This is a genomic window from Pseudomonas sp. IPO3747 (assembly GCF_013385245.1).
GTDB classification, from domain to species: domain Bacteria; phylum Pseudomonadota; class Gammaproteobacteria; order Pseudomonadales; family Pseudomonadaceae; genus Aquipseudomonas; species Aquipseudomonas edaphica.
This window is the reverse complement of record NZ_JACAQL010000001.1, coordinates 216569-237506: the sequence shown is the minus strand read 5'-3', so window position 1 is coordinate 237506 and position 20938 is coordinate 216569. Positions and strand designations below refer to the sequence as shown.

Genomic DNA, 20938 nt, shown 5'->3' with positions numbered 1-20938 from the left:
GTCGGATGCAAACGACTGGTCAAGTCGAATGCAAATGGCTGGTCAAGTTCATGCAATTGCCCAAAGATCACGAGCGTTCGCGCTGATTGACCAGTTGAGCGCCCATGAGCCGGTTGATTGGCTGTGCAAGGTGTTTGACGTCACTCGCTCGTGTTACTACGCCCAGCGCCTGCGGCGCCGCACGCCGGATGTTGAACGGCTTCGATTGCGTAGTCGCGTCAGTGAGCTGTTCTCGCAAAGTCGCAGCTCTGCGGGCAGTCGCAGCATCCTGTCGCTGATGCGTGAAGACGGTGAGCAACTCGGTCGATTCAAAGTGCGTAGCTTGATGCGCGAGCTTGATTTAGTCAGCAAACAACCCGGCTTCCATGCCTACAAGCGAGCAACAGTAGAAAGACTGGATATCCCGAACACATTGAACCGCGAGTTCGACGTGCCAGCGCCCAATCAAGTCTGGTGCGGCGATATCACCTACATTTGGGCGCAAGGAAAGTGGCATTACCTGGCTGTCGTCCTGGATCTTTGTACGCGTCGGATCGTGGGCTGGGCGCTGTCGGAAAAGCCAGACGCTGAGCTGGTGATCAAAGCGCTGGATATGGCTTACGAGCAACGTGGCAGGCCTTCGGACCTGCTATTTCACTCGGACCAGGGATCGCAATATGCAAGCCGACTCTTTCGTCAGCGGTTGTGGCGATACCGCATGCGCCAGAGCATGAGTCGACGAGGAAACTGCTGGGATAACGCACCGATGGAGCGCGTATTTCGCAGCTTGAAAACAGAATGGATACCGACCGTGGGCTATCGAACTGCACAGGAAGCACAGCGCGACATCAGCCACTTTTTGATGCATCGCTACAACTGGATTAGGCCTCATCAATTCAACGATGGGTTGGCTCCAGCGCGGGCCGAGGAAAAACTTAACGTCGTGTCCGGGATTAGTTGACCACTACATTTGCATTAGGTTCTACAGCGGTTTGCGGACATTTTTGACAAAAAGTGGTCGACGTCTGTCCCGAATTATGAGGCTCAAATTCCCGGCTCCACCGAACTTGAGCGGCAGCAAACGGCCAATAGCGGACGACTGGCAACGCTTGAAAAAACAGGCTAAACCTTCCAGCGCGGTACCGTTTTTTTCACTTGGCCAATGTCCAGAACTTTGTCAAAAGGTTAACTTAGAAAAAAACACGTACGTAAATTTCTGAAATAAGTATCTAACTCGTTGAAAATAAATAGCTTTTTTTTAAGGTAACGAGTCTATAGATTAGGTGATGTCAGTTTGCTAGTGTGTTGAAGTCTTACTGCTTCTCTCTCAAGGAAAATCATGGCCACAAAGCGCGTAACTCAACAAGCCACTCCTATGCCTTTAAAGCTAATTCAACCGCGTGACGAAGCAAAAAATAGGTTGGGAGAGCGAATTGAAAAAGGTCTAGCACTCAAGCAAAGGAAAGTTGACACCCGAGAAGCATATGACTTGTTATTGAAGGACTATCAGAAATGGGATGCTTTCAATAAAGAATTATTGAAGCAACTCTTCAGTACTGACGAACTAGCGAAAGAGTATAGCCATTATGGTGTGGCGGCGATTGCCATGCGAGAATCATCGCTAGGTGAAAAAATCGCGGATGCTTTCAAAAGAGTTGATAACAAGATTCATCGGGTCGACTCAATTATTGAAAGAATAGAGTTGATCCCTATCGACGAAACCAAAGCTTCTGATTTGAGTACGCAAAGCGATATCCCCTCTGAAAAACAGACTCGAACTAAAAAAGTATTTGTAGTTCACGGTCGTGATGAAGTCTCCAAAACCAGTCTCGAAGTTTTTTTGCATGAAATAGGTTTGGAACCTGTGGTACTTCACAGGCAAGCTGATGAAGGGATGACGATTATTGAAAAATTTGAGAAACACAGCGATGTCGGCTATGTATTTATTTTGTTGACGCCTGATGAAGTTGCATACCTAGTTGCTGATGAGGAAAAGCCCGACTCGGAGCGCAGTAAGGAATTTAGAGCTCGCGCGAATGTAATATTTGAGTTTGGTTACTTTATAGGTAAATTCGGGCGCTCAAGAGTTTGCTGTCTATACACAGGTAATGTTTCACTGCCAAGCGATGTCAATGGAATTATTTATAAAAAATTTGACAAAGGTATCGAAGAAGTTGCTTATAGTATAATTAAAGACTTGAAAGCATCAGGATATACTATTTCTTAACTCTTTCGAATAACTAAAAAATAGGGTTGAGTGTCATGGATGAAAAGAACTTGAAAATAACAAGAAATCTCAAAGTTGGTGCGCTTGATGCAGAGGCCGACACTGACCTGCTCAACAAGTGTTTTGTAGATAATGGCTATTTAGCGCAGATCATGGATGTCGACTCCCCTGCATCCATTGTTCTCGGACGAACTGGGTCGGGAAAGAGTGCTCTTCTTTATAAAATTGCCCAGACGACACAGAAGCATGTGAGGCTGGATCCAAATGATGTATCGATTAGGTTTTTGGAAAGTTCTGATATTGTTCAGTTTTTCGACACTTTGGGCGTAAGTCTTGATTTGTTTTATCGCCTCCTATGGCGGCATGTACTTACAGTAGAATTTCTTAAGCTTCGATATGACATAAAATCCGAGAATGATAGCAAAGGCTTTATCGACGGCCTTTTCAATTCATTCAATAGAGATGTTACAAAAAGAAAAGCAATTGAATATTTTAACGAGTGGGGGAATAATTTCTGGTTGGACACCGATGAGCACTTAAGAGAGATTACAAAAAAACTCGAAACTGATACGAAAAGCTCAATAGGTTTGAAGTATGCCGGAATTAATCTTTCGTCCGATGGGGCGTTAAAACTATCTGAGCAAGAACGCACGGAAGTTAGGCAGAGAGCCAGTCAGGTAGTAAGCAGCTTACAAATCAGAAAACTTAATGAGATTCTGGAATTATTGTCAGAGCATTCTTTCTCGGATCCGCAAAAGAAATTCTTCATCCTTATAGATCATTTGGATGAAGAGTGGGCCGCAACTGAGACGAGAGTTAGATTTATTAGGGCGCTGATAGAGGAAATTAAAAGCTTTAGAAAGATAAGGCAAGTCAAGGTAATTGCAGCGTTGAGAGAAGACCTGTTAGATCAAGTTTTTGATAGAACTCGAGACTCAGGATTTCAGCAAGAAAAATATGAGTCTTACTTGATGAGTCTTAAATGGTCGGCTGAGGACTTGGCTAGAATGGTTGAGTTGCGAATAAACGAGGTGTTTAAAAGTCAATATACAAAACAAATGGTAACCATTAATGATCTCTTTCCTAAGCCGAGAAAAGGCGGCGGGCAAACAGCAATTGATTTCATAATTGAAAGGACCCTAAGACGGCCCAGGGATGTTCTTCAATTTATTAACGAATGCTTCGCGATTGCTTACGAACGCGAGAGAATATCTTGGAGAGCTCTACTTGCAGCCGAAGCCCAATACTCTGAAAAGCGGCTGAAATCTTTAAAAGAAGAATGGGGGAACGTTTTCCCGAGTTTTGATGAAACAGTCGAAGTCCTACGAAACATTAAAGCAACTTTTTCCAAATCTATGGTAAAAGATACGGTTTTAGAAGAGGTAATGATCGGATTGAGTGCCGGAGACCTTCGAGATCCGTGCGTTACAACAGTAAAGAAGTATTACGAACCTAACAGTAATATAAAAGAATCTGATTTACTAATCGCTATGCTTTCATGTTTATATAGGGTTGGAGCAGTAGGTTTGAAAGCAAGCTCCGTGGATACCTATATTTGGTCTTATGTAGACCAATCGTCCGCTACAAGGGGTGAAATAAAAAGAGCGGAACATTTCAAGGTTCATAAAATGCTCTACCGATCTCTTGATATAATTGTTGAGCAGCATGAGGTTTTCGATCAAGAGTTGATTGATTAAGAGTGAATGGTGCTGATCAGTAGCCATTTTTAGAGGCATTACATAGTATAAATCTTAATATATTTTCATGAGCCTTGACGTGACAAATAAACTGTTTCCCATCTTTGAATTGAGCCCGCAAGACTTCGAGAAACTTTGCCTCGATGTGTTTACTGCGGAGGGTGGAAGCTATCGTTTAATCCATGATGATAAGAACCGATGGTTTGATGTTTTCGGCGAGAAACCAGTTGCGAGCGGAATATGCAGCACGGTGGCCGTCGAAATTAAACATAGGAAAGCTTTTCATCCTGAAATTGTTGATTTTTTTGTTGATAGCCTCTCCAAAAGCAATTTACATTTTGATGAGTATGTTTTCGTTACGTCTGCGCCTATTACTGCTGAGCAAAGGCGAGCAACCCACGCTGGAATTATTAGCGATTCTAAATTCAACATACAGTTGCTAGGTCAGCAAGAGGTGTTTCAGCTGCTCCTGAAACACCCTAAAATAGCTAACAGATATTTTAAGAGCGTCTCCCAGAAAATTTTTCAGCGTCGTGTAGCTGTTGCAACTAGCTTCGCAGGGATACTCGCATCAGTATTATCACTACTATTTACCATGATTCCACTTGTCGAGGAGAAAGAGAAAAGTTCGTTCGAGAGTCAGATTCAGTCTGTTGAGACTAATTTACAAGGCCTCAAGCAAATGGAGCGTAACTTAGACGCGTTAAAGAAAGAGCTGCAGGCCACATCCGACGAATCCGCGCAAATAAAACGTGATTATGAGGCTGCGCTCAAACTAAAAGCGATTACATCTGAGCAGCTAGAGCAAATAAATAAAGCGGTGAATTCACAAACTGCAACGGATACCGCTCTAAACTATTTTTTTGGTTTTTTATTCGGAGTAGCAGGATCAATATTGGCAACGGTAATCACAGACCGTTGGAAGGCGAGACGTGAGTTATCTAGTCGCTAGCAGTATGGTGTTTCGCTTCGTTGAAGGGTGAGACAAAGAGAGACTGAATGTCCGCTTCTGGCCGAGAGTGGACGTTTACGGATGACTTGAAACCGTTTGGAAGCAAGGTACTATTAAATAGCTCCTTGCTCCCAGCTCCAAGATGAAACGGGTGAAGACTGAGGGCCAGCCAGGTAAGAAACTCGCTAACTTCCGCTGGCCCCATCTCCAGAGGGTGACGCCTCCGATGGTAGCGCAGGAAATAGCGTATCCAGTACCAGTAGGTCTTCTCGGTGCGAATGCTGTAGTGATTTACCCCAATAACGTTAAGAAACTGTTCTCGCAGGCGTGTCTTGTCTATATCGCATTCATGCTGTATTTTTTTTGCATAAAAAGAAAAAGTCAAGCGAATACAGGTTGCATGCAATAGCAACAAGATAACTAATTGTTTTATAGAGAGAATTTACGTATTGAATCCACCGGGCGAGGTGTTGTTATGAAGAAGTCACTAATATGCAATCATAAAGCCGTCGACCCACTCAACTGTCATATTCCATAGGAATCGTGCCACCTACTAATAGGTGTATTCTATTCTGTACAGTAGGTCTAATTGATCAATAAGAGTAAAAAGATGAGTGTATTTGAAAATTTTAATTTATTAAAAACGGACATGATTGAAAACGGCTGGACTATAGAAGGCTTCCCTTTCAATTACAAAAGCCGCGACTACATTGTCTTAGCAAAATTGTACGAAAAAGGAGAAAGAAGGCCGAAATACGCTCTGATAAAAGTAGAGATTCTGAAGAGTAAAAACATTAATGAACGACTAGTTTCAGCTGTTAATGCAAATGGTTTTCTTATTGGGTTGAAACTGTTGAGAGAGTTTTTTAATATAGAGTATGGTGAAAACCTTGGGGATATATTGAGTCAGTTTAATGAATACTTTGCTCAATTTATTCCAGCTCACATAAATTTAGGTAAACCACCCCGGATTGAGGATGCAATGGTTGAGTCTCTATCAAAGAGTGATAGCCAAGATCCTAAAAAGCGCTACTGTTATGGTGTTATGAGAAATCAAGATGGGCGAACAAGAACAGTGTTCAATGACAATAAAACTAGACTTCTAAGACCTACTTTGTACCAGGAGTTCAGTGGAGATCAATCGATAAGCTTTTGCTACTCAATCGACACTAATGATCACAAGTCTGATGCAGTAATAATTCAGAATTTTTCTAACAGATGATTTCGAGATTTTGAATATAACAATGCCATCAAGAGCGGACGCAAAAGCTCGGCTTGCGCTAATTTTAGCCAAGCCTTTTTCGCAACTTATGACGGCGCTAGGCTCTCAGGGCAACCAGAACACCCGCAAACTTTTACCATGCATATTAAATTGATGAGAACAATTCGTCTCATAGCACTAGCATCAACCACCTTACTATTTTTCGGCTGCGTAGGCTATGAACCCGAAATTTGGACAATTCATGGGCCGGTCACAATTGACGCAAGTAAAACAGATCTAATCTACTATTATGAGGACGCCAACTTTATCAATGGCGAGCGCATTGTCGGTACGCTTCGTAGGGAACCAACCTCGGGCTTCTGGATGCAAGGTGAACCTGTCATTAGTTTTGGTCCGTGGAATCGTAAATTTATGAAGGCACTTATTAGCGAGACCACTCAGAGTATAGAGCTGAGCTACGAAGGAAAACCTGTATTACTGAAATGTTCTCCCGTTCTTAATGAGAGCAATACAGAGACGGATCGAGATTGTATAGTAACCATTAGCGAACAGCACTTGGCATCCGCAAAATTTATTTTCCAGAAACTATCAACGGCAAAATAAAAGAACTTAGTAGAGCTCAGGTTAGGCGAGTCTAACAACTGGTTTAAACCGCTTGCTTCGCTCACCGGAATGGGCTAAAGCCCGCCCCTTAACCAAACGTTAGTATTTCAACAGGCAGCAGAAAGCGCCACTTTCTGGAAAGTCATGGAGGGCAGGCAAAAGGAACTTATAAGCAATAAATCAGAATGACTTTAGATATGCAATCGCATGCTAAGAGCATTGAATATCGGACTAAGCCAGAACCGCGCCAGCGGTCTGCTCTTGGCCGATTGCTGACTGTAAAGAAGGGCTGCAAGCGGCTATCAGCGACATTACCGCTTTTTGCCTTACGCCCACTGCACGCAGCCAACCTCATCGGCGTTAACCCTATTTTTAGCTTGCTGAAACGTTTCATCAAGTTTATAAAAATGGCACAACTCCAAGAAAGGCTGTCGCCATGACCCCGCTCAAACTCTTCGTTGCCCTCAGCGCACTGTCCGCTGCCTCCCACGCCATGGCCTGGGATTACGTTCTGCTCGACACCGACAAAGCCGCCCAGAGCTGGCAGATCACCAGCCAGCAACTCGGAATAAAAACCGACAAGCCCTTCAGCGTTACCCTGCGCACCTTGCACGGCGGTCGGCAGGAGGGCGTCAGCATCGTCGACATTGATAACGGCACCATGAAACTCTCGGTAGTGCCGACTCGCGGCATGAACGTCTTGCAGGCCTCGGTCGGCAGTGTGCGCATGGGCTGGGATTCTCCGGTCAAGGAAGTGGTCAATCCGTCCTTCATTGAACTCAATGGCCGCGGTGGTCTGGGCTGGTTGGAAGGTTTCAATGAACTGGTCGCCCGCTGCGGATACGAATGGGTCGGCCACCCCGGCGTCGACAACGGCGAACTGCTGACCCTGCACGGTCGGGCCGCCAACATTCCTGCGAATAAAGTCACCCTGCATATCGACGAAAAACCACCGTACTCCATCACCCTGCGCGGCGAATTGAAAGAGCAGGCGTTCAAGAAGGTCGACTTCTCGGTCGCGACCGAACTGGTCACCGAACCCGGCAGCGTCGTGTTCGCGCTCAACGATACCCTGACCAACAACGGCGACTATCCGAAGGAATACCAGGCGCTGTATCACAGCAACTTCAGCACCCCGTTCCTGGAGCAGGGCGCTCGTTTCGTCGCGCCGGTGAAACAGGTGTCGCCGTTCAACGACAAGGCCAAGGGCGATCTGCCCGACTGGCAAACCTACCGCGCACCGACCAAGGACTACGACGAAACGGTTTACAACGTGGTGCCGTATGCCGATGCCAAGGGCGATACGTTGACCGTGTTGCATAACAAGGCCGGCAGCCTGGGCGTTTCGGTCGGCTTCAATACCCAGACACTGCCGGTGTTTTCCCTGTGGAAAAACACCGATACCCAAGGCCAGGGCTATGTCACGGGGCTGGAGCCGGGGACAAGTTTTTCCTACAACCGCCGTTACCAGCGGCCACTGAACCTGGTTCCGACAATTGGGCCCAAGGAACACAAGCAGTTCCGCATCAGCTACAGCTTGTTAGCGGATAAGGCCGCGGTGGATAAGGCCTTGAAGCAGGTGAGCGAGATTCAGGATGGGCGGGAGACTGAAGTGCGGCAGACGCCGTTGGTTGATCTGACCAAGGAGTGACACCGGCTGGAGCATTGTCGGCCGATATTGCAGCTCCTCGGCCAAGTGTCGCGTCTGATTCCGTTGGCTTGTTCAAGGTCCGCCCGCGAGCGCGCGACCTTGGGCCTGCGACTGGCAGCAATAGATCAATGCCCTGCGGATGTCACCGGACAGCGCTCACTGATGCTCTGGATATGTACAGTCTAACTGTATATATTCGGGATTCTACGCATTCAAGCATCAGGTGGCGTTATGTCAGCAGTGAACAAAGCTATCGTCCGTCGTTTCAATCAGAAGGTTATTGAGAACTGCGACCGCCACGAATTTGAAGTGCTCGTGGCGCAAGATTTCATAAACCATTCAGCGGCGGCGGGGCAAGACGGCGGTCGGGAAGGTCTATGGCATACCTTTCACAATGTTCTGCATCCGGGCTTGTCCGACCTCCAGGTCGAGGTGCTGGATCAGGTCGCTGAAGAAGACAAGGTGACGACCCGAAAGCGCATTACCGGCCGCCACTCCGGGGTGATTGCCGGTATACAGGCAACGGGACGTGCAGTGTCCATTGATATCATCGACATCGTTCGCATCCGCAACGGCCAATATGTCGAGCACTGGGGCGTCAATTCGTTGCCGAGTGTGCTGGCGGCTTTGCGCTCAGGTTGATTGACCGTTTGGGGCGGCGGCAATCAATTGCTCCAGGATTCTGACCGCAGCTTCGAGTGTTTGCAGCTGTGACGCGGTGGTTTTTTCCTTAAGCTGGCGTGCCAGCCAGTCACTGCGCTGAAGACGACTGTGTTCAAGCGCAGCTCGACCAGCGTGCGTCAGCTCAAAGAGCTGCTTTCGTGCATCGCTCGGATCAGGACCTCGTGTAACCCGCTGCTGCTGCTCCAACTGGGCGATAACCAGCCGCATGCTTTGATGCTTGACGTGACGATGTGCAGCAAGCGCGCTTATGCTCGCGGGGCCATGACGGTCAAGCAAACCTAGCGTTTCAGATTGTGCCGAGGACGGTGTGTCCGACCCACTGCGCACTTCCCGGACAAGATTGCCGACTACTCTTCGCAGATCTTCGGCTAACTGTTCAACGGTCTCTTCAAAAGAAGCAGAGTGATGATTGGGAGATTCTGAAGGGGAGGACAATGGGCTTTCTCAGATGTGGTTGAGCAGACGAGCATACATGAGTTCAGAATGACCGCTTCTGATCAGGAGCTGTCCATCGTCAACGACTGCTTTTGGGCCGGTTTCAGCCAGTCACAATGGGCCGTAACCGACCGAGGCGTAAGCACCGATTGTTGGGGGCTGCCGACATTACCGAGTGAATTGACGTTGCCGAAGACCTCCCGCAGTCGCTCCTGCACTAGCCTTCCAGCGTTCGCAGTTTTTCCTCGAAGTAGCGAATTTGCGCAGCATCATCGGGGTCGACCTGCCTGAGTAGCTGAAGCGCTTTTGTATACGCATCGCGCGCCTTGGCGGTGTCGCCTTGAGCCTCATAAACTCTTGCAAGGTTGAAGTAGCGCAAAATCACCTTGGGGTGGTTCTCTCCGAACGTTGCGCGGTCACTGTTCAGGGCCTTAGTCAAAAAGGCTTCAGCTTTGTCGTACTGGCCCAGGCCGCGATAGGCGTCGCCGAGGTTGTTCCAGCGGATGGCGACCGTGGGATGGTTGGGGCCACGCAGGGCCATGTCGATATCCAGTGCTTGTTGAAAAAGCGGCAACGCGGCCTTGTGGTTGCCCTGGACGTTATAGGCGTTTCCCAGATTGTTCAGGGCGGTGGCTACCGAAGCGTCGTGTTCTCCCAGCCGCTTTCTTAACGCGATATTTTTGCGCAGGTTTTCGAAACCCTCTTCATACCTGCCCAGTTTGCTCTGCGCGGTACCGATGTTGTTGTAGCTGTCGGCAATCTGCAGGTCATCTGCGGCGAGTACCGCGAGGCGCATTTTCAAGGCTTTTTCATAGTAGCCAAGAGCAATTTCGAGATTGCGTTGTCGTTCGTGGAAATAGCCGAGGTTGTTCCAGTAGGTCGCCTGTTGCGCGATGGATGCCTGCCCGTTTTGTTTGGCCGCCTCTAGTGCCTGGGTGACCAGGTGGATCGCGGTGCGGTCATCGCCTAGCACGTAGACTGCCAGCGCCTTGATATTCAATACCTCGGAGTTGTCGGGGTCGGTTTCAAGCACGCGGTCCGCTTCCTCAATGGTCGCCTGGTATTGTTCCGCCTCGAAAAGGCTTACTACTTTGTCGCTCGCCACTACGGAGGCAGCTTCAGCACAAAACATGATGAAGAGCAGTGGTAACGGTAATAGAGCCTTGAGCCCACGAATGTGCATGGAAGTCCTTTTGTTTGAAACGCAGAACGGGCACAACCAACCCAACACTGACAAAAAATGATGCTGGCCTTGCCCGGCCGTAAAAGTCACAAGTCTAGGGCCAACGCTGCAAGCTTTGCCACGCCAATGGGGGTATCCAGCTCCATGTTGTCCTCGAGCATCCAGGCTGCTGACAATCCGGCCCAGGCAAGCACCCATTGCAATAACCGGTGTCGATCAATGTTGGAGGCTTGTGTCACGATACCGATCCGGCGCGCGAAACAACTTGGCGCCAAAGCGCTTTTGCTATCGGGATTGCAGAAAATATTCGCGTAATCGAAGCCGCGCTCACCGTAGAGTCCCTTAGGGTCGATAGCGAGCCACCCCTTAGCTCCGAAGTCCAACACATTGCCGTGGTGGATATCCCCATGCAATACCCTGATGTCACGCGGGGCATCCAGAAGTTCGCGAGCCGTTTTGGCGCATTGTTCAAAGACCCCTCGGTGCGTTGCCGCCGCGCTCCATAAGGCTTCGAACCGTAGCTCCAGTGGGACTAAAGCAGGAGCCGGTTTTGCAAGGGGTGTGTGAAGGCGGCCAGCCACAGCACAGAGTATGCGAGTAGCCTCGTCGTCCTCGCCGCAGTTCACCATTTGCGTAAGTGAGATCGGGCTGATCGCGCGCTCCATCAGTAAGGCCTCGCCATCATGTGCCAGCACGGGCGCCGCCCCTTCACCGTCCCACCAAGCCATGAGTAAATTGCCTGCTTGCTCCTCCGGCTCTTGCGAGATTTTGAGCATGGCTGGCATGCCATGGTGACGAACAGGTAGTAGGTTGCCATTCAGTGAGCCGAAAGCGTCACCGTCGATCGTCAACTCCCATCGTTTCAAGTATTGATCAAACATCAGCGCTTATTTCTCGCTCTTACTGGAACAATCATTATGAATGACGTGGGCATAAGGCTAAATGTCTGCTCTTGGCCGATTCTGCCCAATTACGCTCCCCATCCACATCACTCGAACTGAGCCCTTACGTACTTTCGATTATTGCGTCACCGTGAACCGAAACGCCTGTTCTTGCAGCCCCGCCTTGATCAAAGCAGCCAATTGCTGGGCCGCCGCAGTGGGCTCGCCGCCACCGCTGTGCAGTACATAACCAAGGCTTGGCACGACGGGTAAGCCAGAAACCACACTGAGATGGCTCGGCAGCCCAATGCGAGTACGCAGCGTCACGCCCAACCCGGCGGCGACGGCTGCCCAGATACCCGCCACGCTGGGGCTGGTGAGGGCGATGCGCCAGGGTATTTGCGCGGCGTCCAGCGCCTGGGTGGCGGCGCTGCGGAGTACGCAAGGCGCGTCGAACATTATCAAGGGCAGTGGTGAGTCGTCAGCGGCGGTCAGCAATGGCGTATCGCGCGGCCCGATCCAGTGCATCGGTGTTTCGCCCAGGCGCGTGGCATAGGGCGACATAGGCCCGGTGTCCCAGGTCAGGGCCAGGTCCAGGGCTGCACTTTCGATCAGCGTCAGCAGTTCGGCATTACGGGCGATCCTGACTTCGAGGCTCACCCTCGGGTAAGTCTGTACAAAGCGTCGCAGGATATCGCTCAGGAAATGTTCGCCAAAGTCCTCTTGAAGCCCCAGGCGCAGGGTTCCGGCGGTCTGGCTTTGATGCACGCTGTGGAAAATGCTGTCGTTCAACTCCAGTAACCGGCGGGCATGGCTGAGCAGTGATTCGCCTGTGGGGGTCAAGACCAGCCCGCGCCCGGACTTAGCCAGTACCGGCGTGCCTATCTGCTCCTCAAGTTTCTTTAACTGAGCACTCACGGCAGACGTCGACCGACCGAGACGATCCGCAGCTTTGGCAAAGCTGTTGAACTCCACACCCGTGACGAAGGTGCGCAATACATCAAGATCGAAGGTGGGGCGGCGCATTCAATAGTCCACTAATTCCGGATGGTAGGCGCTATTAAATCTGATATTCGGAAGGGTTGCGACTTGATAATTTCATCCTTCAGATCGGGACATCGGAGGGAAAAACATCATGAATACAGCTACGTCCACTGGGGGAGAACCCCAGGGCAACTATCCGCAGAAGTTTGCCGAGTTGACCGACAACGTATTGTTCGGCGACATATGGACGCCTACGCAACTCAAGCCCCGTGAACGCAGTTTGGTGACGGTGGCTGCGCTGGTGGCGATGTACCGTCTTGAGCAACTGCCGTTTCATTTGCAACGTGCGCTGGATAACGGCGTGTGTGCCGATGAATTGGCCGAAGTCATCACCCATCTGGCGTTTTATTCAGGTTGGCCGACGGCTGCTTCGGCGCTGAATGTGCTGAGCGAACTACAGGTTGGCCTTTCAGAACGCCAGGAGTAAGCGCTGATGCCATTTGCACGGATTTCACTGCACCGCGGTAAGTCAGCCGAGTATTTACAGGCGTTGTCTCAGGGGTTGCACGACGCCTTGGTCGAGAGCTTCGAAGTACCGAAGACAGATCGCTTCCAGGTCATCCACCAACATGAGGTCGGCGAGCTGATATTCGATCCCCACTATCTGGGTGGGCCGCGTAGCCATGACTTTGTGCTGATCGCGATTACTGCCGGGCGTGCTCGAAGTGTTACGACTAAACAGCATTTTTACCGTGATCTGGTCGAGAAATTGGGGCGGGCGACGGGGTTGAACGCGGAAGACGTGATGGTGGTGATCGCCACGACGGCCGGTGATGAGTGGTCGTTTGGGGGAGGGCGGGGCAACTAGGTTTTTTCATTAAAACCGGGATCATACCACAGTTAAATATGATCCCGTTTTTACGCTACAGCGTCGGTAACCGATCCAACACACAAGTACGTTCTATTTTCGGCTCATTGGCCGTGGGCACGCGCACGCCCGTATCGACATTGAATATGTCGATGTAACAACGGCTCAGCGAGCCCCGGAGCGTCCAGTGCGTAGGCATGTACTTAGAGTGAAGTGGTCCGTTTCTGAAACGTTAAAAACACCCCTATACACGTCTTACCTCCGCTGTGGCGCCTTCTTATAGTCGTGCGCCTCAGCCACTTGGAGGTGCACGCATGCAGGGACCCTACGCATTTATCAATGAACATCCCCAGCCTTATCCATTGCTTAAACTAAGCTTGGCGCTTGATCCGTATTCACACACCAAGTTCGACACCCTCAACCAGCACATCCGCAACACGGTAGTGTTGCCGGGGCAATTGGTGATCATCGGGGATAGCCGAACCGCCGCTTGCACCGCTGAAGAGGCACAGCTGATGCGATCGGCGCAAAATATAAAGCTCGCCCTGTTGGCGTACTCCGCAACTGACCAGTTCCTGATCAAAAACTATGATCAGGTGCAGGCTATCTTGAGCTATTCGTCCCTTGGCATCGGCAGTGCCAGCAGTGCATGGAGCAAGCATTTGGCGCAAGTCGAGAAGACCCTTGTCGAAATCGAGAGTTTGCATAAGCAGTACTTGAGCAAAGGCACCACTGGGGCAAGGGAGGAGTTTTTGGTTAAGCGAAGGGCGCTGTTTGCCAAGTTGGATAGCCAAATCTCGGGCATGGCGCGCTTTGGTACGGGGTTGAGAAACGAAGGTTCGATTAAAAAGATGTTGGGGATTTCCAGTAAAAGCTATTGGCACCATGGAGACATTCGTGGGTATGAGGAAAGGGTTAAACGTTTAGCCAAGGCCTCGCAAATATTGAAGAAGGGGACTTACATTGGCATAGCGCTGGATGTTGGGGCGACGGCGCTGGAGATAACGGAGGCGTGTTCCACAGGGCGTGAGCAAGAGTGTACGCAGGCAAAGTATGTTGAAGGGGGTAAATTGGTAGCCGGAGTTACGGGCGCAGCAGTTGGCGGGAGCATTGGGGCTGGTATTGGTATCAGCGCCTGTGTAGTTGTTTTTGGCATACCTACAGCGGGTGCTGGAGCCTTGGCATGTGCAATCGTAGGCGGTGCAGCAGGTGGGTTCGCTACAGGGGCGCTCGGAAGCGGACTGGCGGAAAGCGCAGGCAAGTTTATCTACAAGACCGTGAGTAATTAAATGGCTTGGCTATATCTGGGCACGTGCTCCCTCATCCTCATGGTACTCAGCATTCCGCTCACTTTTTACGTGATGTTCAAAAAACTCGATGCCGCAGAGCACTACGTGCAACACAGCGACTATGTACTCGGGTACAGGCATATTTTCCGTAATGCTCATTTTGAGGGGCGGCACGTGCGTGTAGTCGCCATGGCTATCATCATTCTTATCCCTAAAGTGTTTCAGTGGCGGCATTTGGTACAGGTTGGGGACGTTGAAAAAATCCCACGACGTCTCAAGTTCTGGATGGTCATGCCGCTACTCGTAGCGGTTGTATCCATCATAGGAATGGCTATCAGCTGGTTCTTCATAGAAAACTAACCGCCCCGCATCCCTGAACCTGGGCACCTAATGCCAGGCTCTCTATACTGGCCGTCCCAGGACGCTAGCTGGAGCGCAGACTATGCCCGTCACACCCAATCAAAACTCCCCAATCAGGTTGGTCCAGGCTCAAGAAAGTGATTTGGATGATCTGGTCGCCATTCGAATCGAGGCCATGCGTGAAAGCCTGGAGCGTGTTGGGCGATTTGATCCAGTGCGTGCGCGCGAGCGGTTTCTTGGTGGTTTTGAAGCTCGCAACACACGCTACATCGAGGCAACTGGCGAGAGGGTTGGTTTCGTAGTGGTCAAGCATCACCACAATGAGCTCTTGCTTGACCATTTGTATGTGCGCCCGGGCGCGCAGGGATCCGGCGTAGGGTCTGCGGTGCTTACTCAGATTTTCAAAGAGGCGGATGCGGCTGCGCTCCCCATTAAAGTGGGGGCTCTCAAAGACAGCGCGTCGAATCGCTTTTATATCCGCCATGGTTTCCAATTCATCGAAAGCAGTGAATTCGACAATTATTATGTTCGCCGGAGTGTTCCGGCGATTGGCCCAGCTGGCTAGCTGGACGCCTGATTGACGGCTAACACTCCTCTCGCCCTCGACCGCCAAGCAAACCCCACCACCATCAACAACCCCAACCCCGCCATCCCCGCGCCTGCCAGCGAAATCGCCGGATAGCCCCAGCCCGCATTAATCACCACACCGCCCAACGCCGCCCCAATCGCGTTGCCAAAATTAAACGCCCCGATATTCACCGCCGACGCCAGGTTAGGCGCGTCCTTGGCCGCCTCCATCACCCGCATCTGCAACGGCGGCACCAGGGCAAAACTCGCCACGCCCCATATCAAAATCGCCACAGCCGCGGGCAACGGCCAGCGCATCAGTACGGTGAACGCCAGCAACACCACAATCAGCACGCTCAGCGACACGATCAGGGTGCGATCTATCGAGCGATCCGCAGCCTTGCCGCCCCACAGGTTGCCGAGTGTCAGGCCCACACCGAACAGCACCAGCATGGCGGTGATGTAGGCGGTGGAGGCGTGGGTTTCGCTGCTGAGGATGGGCGCGATGTAGGTGAAGACGGTGAACATGGCGCCCGAGCCGATGACGGTGAGGGCCAGTGCGCCCAGCACCGGGCCACGGCCCAATACGCGGATTTCGGCCATCACGCTGACGTGTGGCGGCGCCTTGAGGTTGGGCAGGGCGAACCACAGCGCGGCCATGGCGACAACGCCGAGGCCGGTAATGCCCCAGAACGCGGTGCGCCAGCCGAACAGTTCACCGAACCAGGCGGCCAGCGGCACGCCGCCGATGGTCGCGAGGGTGAGGCCCATAAACATGGCGGCCACCGCGCCGGCGCGTTTCTCCGGGGCGACCACGCTGGCGGCGACCACGGAGCCCACGCCAAAGAACGCGCCGTGGTTCAGGGAGGTCACGACTCTGGCGATCATCAGGCTGTAATAGTCGGTGGCCAGGGCGGACATCAGGTTGCCCAGGGTGAAAATCGCCATCAGCCCGATCAGCAGGTAGCGCCGGGGGATCTTGCCGGTCGTCAGGGTCATCAGTGGCGCGCCGAGCAGCACGCCCATGGCGTATGCACTGACCAACAGGCCGGCGGCGGGAATCGAGACGCCGAGGTCGGCGGCGATGCCCGGCAACATGCCCATGGGGGCGAACTCGGTGACGCCGATGCCAAAGGCACCCATGGCGAGTGTAACGAGGGGTGGATTGATACGCATGGAAGGCTCCTTATCTATGCCGCCAATGCTACGATCCAGCGTTTGAAGGCGGTAGATGGCGTTTTTGCCAATCACCTTTGCGTAAGGGGCACAAATGGACTTCAACGGCAGGTCAGGTGAGATGTTGGTATTCGCCAGCGTGGCGCAGGAGGGCAGCCTGTCGGCGGCGGCGCGTGCGTTGGGGCTTACGCCGTCGGCAGTCAGCCGGATTATCGCGCGTGCCGAACAACGCCTTGGCACTCGGCTGCTGTTGCGCACCACCCGCGCGATCACCTTTACCGCCGAGGGCGAGGCGTTCCTGCGCGGTGCGCGGCGTATCCTGGCCGACATGGACGAGGTGGAAGAGGCCATCGCCGACCAGGGCGTGCCCAGGGGCCGGTTGCGGGTCAGCGCCGCCCTGGGCCATGGGCGCATGACGATCGTGCCCTTGGTGGCCGCCTTCAGTGCGCGCTACCCGAACATCGTGGTCGACCTGACCCTGGGCGACGAGGTGGTCGACATTCTTGGCGGCCAGGCCGATGTGGCGATACGCTTTGGCCATTTGCCCGACAGCCCGCTGACCGCGCGCAGGCTCGGCGAAACCGGCCAGGTGGTGGTGGCCTCGCCCGAGTACCTGCAGCGCCACGGCACCCCGCAGCAACCCGAAGACCTGCTGCGGCACAATTGCCTGCGCTTCAACTTCCGGCGTGCCGAACCCAACTGGCCGTTTATGCGCGACGGCCAAGCGTATTCCTTGAAGGTGAGCGGCAACATCGAATGCAGCAGTGGTGAGGCGCTGGCACAGCTTGCGCGTGTGGGCGCCGGTATTGCGCGTATCGGTGAGTTCACCGTCAGCGAAGACCTGCGGCGCGGCGAGTTGATACCGCTGCTGCAAGCCTGGAACCCCGGCGACGTTGAGCCGATTCACGCGGTGTTCGTCGGCGGCGCGGCGATGCCGGCGCGAGTGCGCTTGTTTGTGGACTTTTTGCTCGAGCATCATCAGCTGTAAGCGCCGGCTTGCGGGCACCGTGAGGCGCGGCAATATGAACCATTCTCGTCCACATAATCTGTTGCTGCGAAGGCTTGTAACTGCTTGTATCCTTGCCCGCGAATAAGGGCGAATGGCTGCCGCCGGTGCCCAGGTCCACTGTCCGCTGTTACGGAAAACCGTAGGTTCCAAAGGTAGCAATGTGAAGCGTGATACCCACCTGGTTGTGCTTTTGCTGGCCGTTATCGGTTGCTCCCTGGGGTCATTGACGGTCTGGAAGGTGTTTGCCTCTCGAGATCGCGCCCTGCAGGAGGTGGACGTCCATGGCCTGAACCTTACCCAGGCGCTGTCGACTTATTCCGAAGGCATCGTGCGCCAAAGTGCGCTGCTGTTGCTCGGGCTGGTCGAGCGTCTGGAAACCGAAGGCAGCGGCCCGGTGCAGATTCAGCGGCTAAGTACATTGATCAACCGCCAGCAGCCGCTGATGCCACAGCTCAGTGGTGTCACGATCTACGATAAACAGGGGCACTGGTTGATGTCCTCCAACCGGCCGATTCCTGCGGGCGCCAACAGCACAGACCGTGCCTATTTCATTCATCACCGTGACGATCCTTCCCACGAGATCTTTATCGGCCCGCCGATTATCAGCCGGTCGAATCAGGAATGGGTGATGACCATCAGCCGGCGTTTCAATGATTCGCAGGGTGATTTTGCCGGTGTTGTGGCGGTGACCTTAGGCATCGAAAATTTCCTGCGCTTGTTTGGCAAGATCGATGTCGGGCAGGACGGCGCGATTGGCTTGTCCCATACAGACGGTACGTTGCTGGCTCGCTATCCGTTTCGCGAGCAGGACATGGGGCGCAACTTTTCCAAGTCGCCCATCTATGTGAAGTACCTGGTTGATCAGTCAGTCGGCACCGCCTCATTTACCTCCAGCCTGGACGGCGTGGAGAGGCTCTACGCCTTTCGCCAGAGCGACCGGCTGCCGCTGATCACCACGGTGGCAATCGGCAAGCACGAAGCCCTCGCCGCGTGGCGCACCGAGGCGCTCTTGTCGGCGGTGGTAGTGGCGGGGCTGCTGGGGCTTACCGGTCTTATCGGCTGGTTTTTGATCCTGGATATCCGTCGGCGCACCGAGGCTGAAGATCAGTTGCGTGAAACTCAGCGGCAGTTGCTCACCTCCAACGGGCAGCTTGAGTTGCTGGCGATGAAGGATGCGCTGACGGGTTTGGCAAACCGGCGCTGCTTTGATGAGAGCCTCGCCAGGGAGGCGCTGCGCGCCAAGCGTGAGGGCACGACGCTGGCATTGCTGATGATCGATATCGACTATTTCAAGCGCTTTAACGACGCTTACGGGCATGTGGCAGGGGACGCATGCCTGCAGACGGTGGGCAGAATCTTCGAGGCGTGCGTAAGGCGGCCGTTAGACCTGGTGGCGCGGTATGGCGGCGAGGAGATGGGCATCATCATGCCGGACACCGACGCTGACGGCGCCGCCGTGGTGGCCCAGCTTATTCTCGACCTGTTGAAGCAAGAGAACATCGTGCACAGCACCAGCCCGTTCGGGCGGCTGACGGCAAGCATCGGCATTGCGACGGCCACCGGGGTTCAGTTGGAGGACTTGCAAGGGTTGGTGGAGGTGGCGGATCAGGCGTTGTACAGCGCCAAGGCGGCGGGTCGTAACCAGTGTGTGACGGGGGCTGGTGACTGGGGTTCACCATTGAACCCCAGTTGAACGGGGCCAGCCCGCTTCAGTCGGTTTGCTTAAACCCCGCTCACCAATTTCCCGCCGTCCATCCGGCGCTTATAAGCACTGTCTCGACTGGCCAACCAGAAGTACAGCGGTGACGTCACCACCAGGCCCACCACCCAGGACAAATCCGCGCCATTGATGTGCTCGGAAATCGGCCCTACATACAGCGGCGTGTTCATAAACGGAATCTGCACTGCAATCCCGATCGCATAGGCCAGCAGCGCCTGTGGGTTGTACTTGCCATAAATCCCGCCATCCACGCGAAAGATCGAGGCAATGTCGTATTTGCCTTTGTGAATCGCGTAGAAGTCGATCAGGTTGATCGCCGTCCACGGCACCAGCACCACCAGCAGCACCAGCACCATGTCGACGAAGTGGCCGATGAAGTCTTTGGAGGCGAACACGGCAGCAATGGCGCACGCGGCCAGCACCAGGGTGGAGATCACTGCGCGGCTTTTGGCGGTGGGGATCCAGCGGTAGGCGAAGGTCTGGATCAGGGTAATGATCGACAACACCGCACCATACAAATTGAGGGCATTGTGGCTGATCACGCTGAGCAAGAACAGCACCAGCATCAACGGGCCGATGGCGCCGGTGGCGAGTTTTACTGCGTCCATGGTGTCCATGCCCACCGGGGTGGCAAGCACGGCGACAGCGCCGAAGATAAAGGCCAGGCTGGAGCCGAGGGCGGAGCCCAGGTAGGTGGTCCAGAAGGTCGATGCCACCGGTACGTCGGCCGGCAGGTAGCGCGAGTAGTCGGACACGTAGGGCGCAAAAGCAATCTGCCACAACGCCGCCAGGGATACGGTGGCCAGCCAGCCGGAGATGTTGAAGCTGCCACGGGTCAGGAAGTCGGTGGTCTGCACATGGGTGAAGATGTAGCCAAAACCCAGCACGATGCCGGCGCCGAGCACCCAGGTGCCGATGCGGTTGAGCACGTGGATAAAGCGGTAACCGATGATGCCGATGATGCCGGAACCAATGGCGCCGATCACGATGCCGACGGGCACGGGCACGCTGTCGACCACGCCGTGCAGGGATTTACCGGCCAGCACGATGTTGGAGGCGAAAAAGCCGATGTACATGACGCCGGCGATCACCACCACCAGCAGGGCACCCAAGGAGCCGAACTGCGCGCGGCTCTGGATCATTTGCGGGATGCCCATTTGCGGGCCTTGGGCCGAGTGCAGCGCCATCAGCACGCCGCCGACCAGGTGGCCAACCAGGATGGCGACGATGCCCCACACCAGGTTCAAGTGGAACAATTGCACGCCCAGCGCGCCGGTCACGATCGGCAACGGCGCGATGTTGCCGCCGAACCACAGGGTGAACAGGTCTCTTACCTTTCCATGGCGGTCTTCGGGGGGCACGTATCCGATCGTGTGTTTTTCGATAAGCGGGGCGGAGGATGTTGCAGTGGTGACCATGACGAACTCCAAGGCAAGGTGAGTACGTTGACG

21 protein-coding genes and 1 pseudogene are annotated in these 20938 nt (G+C 53.3%); 15 read left to right on the top strand and 7 right to left on the bottom strand.

What is annotated here, in order from left to right; genetic code table 11:
- Positions 1–64: 64 nt before the first annotated feature.
- The 4 genes and pseudogenes from HX790_RS00935 to HX790_RS00920 all read left to right on the top strand — a co-directional run.
- Positions 65–940 (top strand): annotated as a pseudogene (locus HX790_RS00935) (IS3 family transposase); the annotation flags it as partial.
- A gap of 378 nt (positions 941–1318) precedes the next feature.
- Positions 1319–2206: a TIR domain-containing protein gene (locus HX790_RS00930; RefSeq protein ID WP_176991131.1), complete on the top strand. Its 888-nt coding sequence runs from the start codon at positions 1319–1321 to the stop codon at positions 2204–2206.
- Positions 2207–2241: 35 nt separating this feature from the next.
- Entirely contained in the window at positions 2242–3903 is a 1662-nt protein-coding gene (locus HX790_RS00925) for a P-loop ATPase, Sll1717 family (protein ID WP_176991130.1), read from the top strand.
- A gap of 79 nt (positions 3904–3982) precedes the next feature.
- Positions 3983–4855, top strand: a complete 873-nt coding sequence (locus HX790_RS00920; RefSeq protein ID WP_176991129.1) for a restriction endonuclease — start codon at positions 3983–3985, stop codon at positions 4853–4855.
- On the opposite strand, the gene HX790_RS00915 is transcribed toward HX790_RS00920, so the two are convergent.
- Positions 4845–5240 (bottom strand): site-specific integrase, encoded by a 396-nt coding sequence (locus tag HX790_RS00915; protein WP_218174635.1) that lies wholly within the window; start codon positions 5238–5240, stop codon positions 4845–4847. The two genes, HX790_RS00920 and HX790_RS00915, sit on opposite strands and share 11 nt — an antisense overlap.
- A gap of 225 nt (positions 5241–5465) precedes the next feature.
- Between HX790_RS00915 and HX790_RS00910 the strand changes: the two genes are divergently transcribed.
- The 4 genes from HX790_RS00910 (at position 5466) to HX790_RS00895 (ending at position 8973) form a co-directional block, all read left to right on the top strand.
- A complete protein-coding gene (locus HX790_RS00910) occupies positions 5466–6077 on the top strand; it encodes a DUF6037 family protein (protein ID WP_176991128.1) in 612 nt (203 codons plus the stop codon).
- 138 nt (positions 6078–6215) lie between these two features.
- Positions 6216–6680 (top strand): hypothetical protein, encoded by a 465-nt coding sequence (locus HX790_RS00905; protein ID WP_176991127.1) that lies wholly within the window; start codon positions 6216–6218, stop codon positions 6678–6680.
- Positions 6681–7116: 436 nt separating this feature from the next.
- The gene (locus HX790_RS00900; protein WP_176991126.1) at positions 7117–8331 is read left to right on the top strand and encodes an aldose 1-epimerase family protein; all 1215 of its coding nucleotides are present in this window, start codon (positions 7117–7119) and stop codon (positions 8329–8331) included.
- Positions 8332–8562: 231 nt separating this feature from the next.
- Positions 8563–8973: an ester cyclase gene (locus HX790_RS00895; RefSeq protein ID WP_176991125.1), complete on the top strand. Its 411-nt coding sequence runs from the start codon at positions 8563–8565 to the stop codon at positions 8971–8973.
- Here HX790_RS00895 and HX790_RS00890 read toward each other — a convergent pair.
- The 4 genes from HX790_RS00890 to HX790_RS00875 form a co-directional block, all read right to left on the bottom strand.
- Positions 8965–9450 (bottom strand): MarR family winged helix-turn-helix transcriptional regulator, encoded by a 486-nt coding sequence (locus HX790_RS00890; protein WP_176991124.1) that lies wholly within the window; start codon positions 9448–9450, stop codon positions 8965–8967. The genes HX790_RS00895 and HX790_RS00890 overlap by 9 nt on opposite strands.
- Before the next feature lie 217 nt (positions 9451–9667).
- Positions 9668–10633, bottom strand: coding sequence for a tetratricopeptide repeat protein (locus tag HX790_RS00885; RefSeq protein WP_176991123.1), 966 nt, complete (start codon positions 10631–10633; stop codon positions 9668–9670).
- Between the two features lie 86 nt (positions 10634–10719).
- A complete protein-coding gene (locus HX790_RS00880) occupies positions 10720–11514 on the bottom strand; it encodes an aminoglycoside phosphotransferase family protein (RefSeq protein ID WP_176991122.1) in 795 nt (264 codons plus the stop codon).
- A gap of 138 nt (positions 11515–11652) precedes the next feature.
- On the bottom strand, positions 11653–12540 hold the full coding sequence (locus HX790_RS00875; RefSeq protein ID WP_170038514.1) for a LysR substrate-binding domain-containing protein: 888 nt from the start codon (positions 12538–12540) through the stop codon (positions 11653–11655).
- A 109-nt stretch (positions 12541–12649) separates the two neighbouring features.
- Between HX790_RS00875 and HX790_RS00870 the strand changes: the two genes are divergently transcribed.
- The 5 genes from HX790_RS00870 to HX790_RS00850 all read left to right on the top strand — a co-directional run bounded on the left by HX790_RS00870 (position 12650) and on the right by HX790_RS00850 (position 15580).
- Positions 12650–12985, top strand: a complete 336-nt coding sequence (locus tag HX790_RS00870) for a carboxymuconolactone decarboxylase family protein (RefSeq protein ID WP_176991121.1) — start codon at positions 12650–12652, stop codon at positions 12983–12985.
- Positions 12986–12991: 6 nt separating this feature from the next.
- Positions 12992–13366, top strand: a complete 375-nt coding sequence (locus tag HX790_RS00865) for a tautomerase family protein (RefSeq protein ID WP_176991120.1) — start codon at positions 12992–12994, stop codon at positions 13364–13366.
- Between the two features lie 314 nt (positions 13367–13680).
- Complete coding sequence (locus HX790_RS00860) at positions 13681–14655, top strand: hypothetical protein (RefSeq protein WP_176991119.1); 975 nt, start codon at positions 13681–13683, stop codon at positions 14653–14655.
- Positions 14656–15015, top strand: coding sequence for a hypothetical protein (locus HX790_RS00855; RefSeq protein ID WP_017139666.1), 360 nt, complete (start codon positions 14656–14658; stop codon positions 15013–15015).
- An 82-nt stretch (positions 15016–15097) separates the two neighbouring features.
- Positions 15098–15580: a GNAT family N-acetyltransferase gene (locus HX790_RS00850; RefSeq protein ID WP_176991118.1), complete on the top strand. Its 483-nt coding sequence runs from the start codon at positions 15098–15100 to the stop codon at positions 15578–15580.
- Here the strand turns inward: HX790_RS00850 and HX790_RS00845 are convergent.
- Positions 15577–16758, bottom strand: coding sequence for an MFS transporter (locus HX790_RS00845; protein ID WP_176991117.1), 1182 nt, complete (start codon positions 16756–16758; stop codon positions 15577–15579). The two genes, HX790_RS00850 and HX790_RS00845, sit on opposite strands and share 4 nt — an antisense overlap.
- A 94-nt stretch (positions 16759–16852) precedes the next feature.
- Between HX790_RS00845 and HX790_RS00840 the strand changes: the two genes are divergently transcribed.
- Positions 16853–17746 (top strand): LysR family transcriptional regulator, encoded by an 894-nt coding sequence (locus HX790_RS00840; RefSeq protein ID WP_017139663.1) that lies wholly within the window; start codon positions 16853–16855, stop codon positions 17744–17746.
- A 181-nt stretch (positions 17747–17927) separates the two neighbouring features.
- Entirely contained in the window at positions 17928–19460 is a 1533-nt protein-coding gene (locus HX790_RS00835) for a sensor domain-containing diguanylate cyclase (RefSeq protein ID WP_099548759.1), read from the top strand.
- 29 nt (positions 19461–19489) lie between these two features.
- Here HX790_RS00835 and HX790_RS00830 read toward each other — a convergent pair whose 3' ends face one another.
- Positions 19490–20905, bottom strand: a complete 1416-nt coding sequence (locus HX790_RS00830) for a cytosine permease (RefSeq protein ID WP_017139661.1) — start codon at positions 20903–20905, stop codon at positions 19490–19492.
- Between the last annotated feature and the right edge of the window lie 33 nt (positions 20906–20938).

What these genes read in the sequence shown, in the direction of transcription:
- HX790_RS00910 (WP_176991128.1), top strand. Translation starts at nt 5,466, where the DNA reads ATGAGTGTATTTGAAAATTTTAATTTATTAAAAACGGACATGATTGAA.
- HX790_RS00860 (WP_176991119.1), top strand. Translation starts at nt 13,681, where the DNA reads ATGCAGGGACCCTACGCATTTATCAATGAACATCCCCAGCCTTATCCA.
- HX790_RS00905 (WP_176991127.1), top strand. Translation starts at nt 6,216, where the DNA reads ATGCATATTAAATTGATGAGAACAATTCGTCTCATAGCACTAGCATCA.
- HX790_RS00895 (WP_176991125.1), top strand. Translation starts at nt 8,563, where the DNA reads ATGTCAGCAGTGAACAAAGCTATCGTCCGTCGTTTCAATCAGAAGGTT.
- HX790_RS00885 (WP_176991123.1), bottom strand. Translation starts at nt 10,633, where the DNA reads ATGCACATTCGTGGGCTCAAGGCTCTATTACCGTTACCACTGCTCTTC.
- HX790_RS00840 (WP_017139663.1), top strand. Translation starts at nt 16,853, where the DNA reads ATGGACTTCAACGGCAGGTCAGGTGAGATGTTGGTATTCGCCAGCGTG.
- HX790_RS00925 (WP_176991130.1), top strand. Translation starts at nt 2,242, where the DNA reads ATGGATGAAAAGAACTTGAAAATAACAAGAAATCTCAAAGTTGGTGCG.
- HX790_RS00830 (WP_017139661.1), bottom strand. Translation starts at nt 20,905, where the DNA reads ATGGTCACCACTGCAACATCCTCCGCCCCGCTTATCGAAAAACACACG.
- HX790_RS00870 (WP_176991121.1), top strand. Translation starts at nt 12,650, where the DNA reads ATGAATACAGCTACGTCCACTGGGGGAGAACCCCAGGGCAACTATCCG.
- HX790_RS00930 (WP_176991131.1), top strand. Translation starts at nt 1,319, where the DNA reads ATGGCCACAAAGCGCGTAACTCAACAAGCCACTCCTATGCCTTTAAAG.
- HX790_RS00845 (WP_176991117.1), bottom strand. Translation starts at nt 16,758, where the DNA reads ATGCGTATCAATCCACCCCTCGTTACACTCGCCATGGGTGCCTTTGGC.
- HX790_RS00875 (WP_170038514.1), bottom strand. Translation starts at nt 12,540, where the DNA reads ATGCGCCGCCCCACCTTCGATCTTGATGTATTGCGCACCTTCGTCACG.
- HX790_RS00880 (WP_176991122.1), bottom strand. Translation starts at nt 11,514, where the DNA reads ATGTTTGATCAATACTTGAAACGATGGGAGTTGACGATCGACGGTGAC.
- HX790_RS00850 (WP_176991118.1), top strand. Translation starts at nt 15,098, where the DNA reads ATGCCCGTCACACCCAATCAAAACTCCCCAATCAGGTTGGTCCAGGCT.
- HX790_RS00865 (WP_176991120.1), top strand. Translation starts at nt 12,992, where the DNA reads ATGCCATTTGCACGGATTTCACTGCACCGCGGTAAGTCAGCCGAGTAT.
- HX790_RS00900 (WP_176991126.1), top strand. Translation starts at nt 7,117, where the DNA reads ATGACCCCGCTCAAACTCTTCGTTGCCCTCAGCGCACTGTCCGCTGCC.
- HX790_RS00855 (WP_017139666.1), top strand. Translation starts at nt 14,656, where the DNA reads ATGGCTTGGCTATATCTGGGCACGTGCTCCCTCATCCTCATGGTACTC.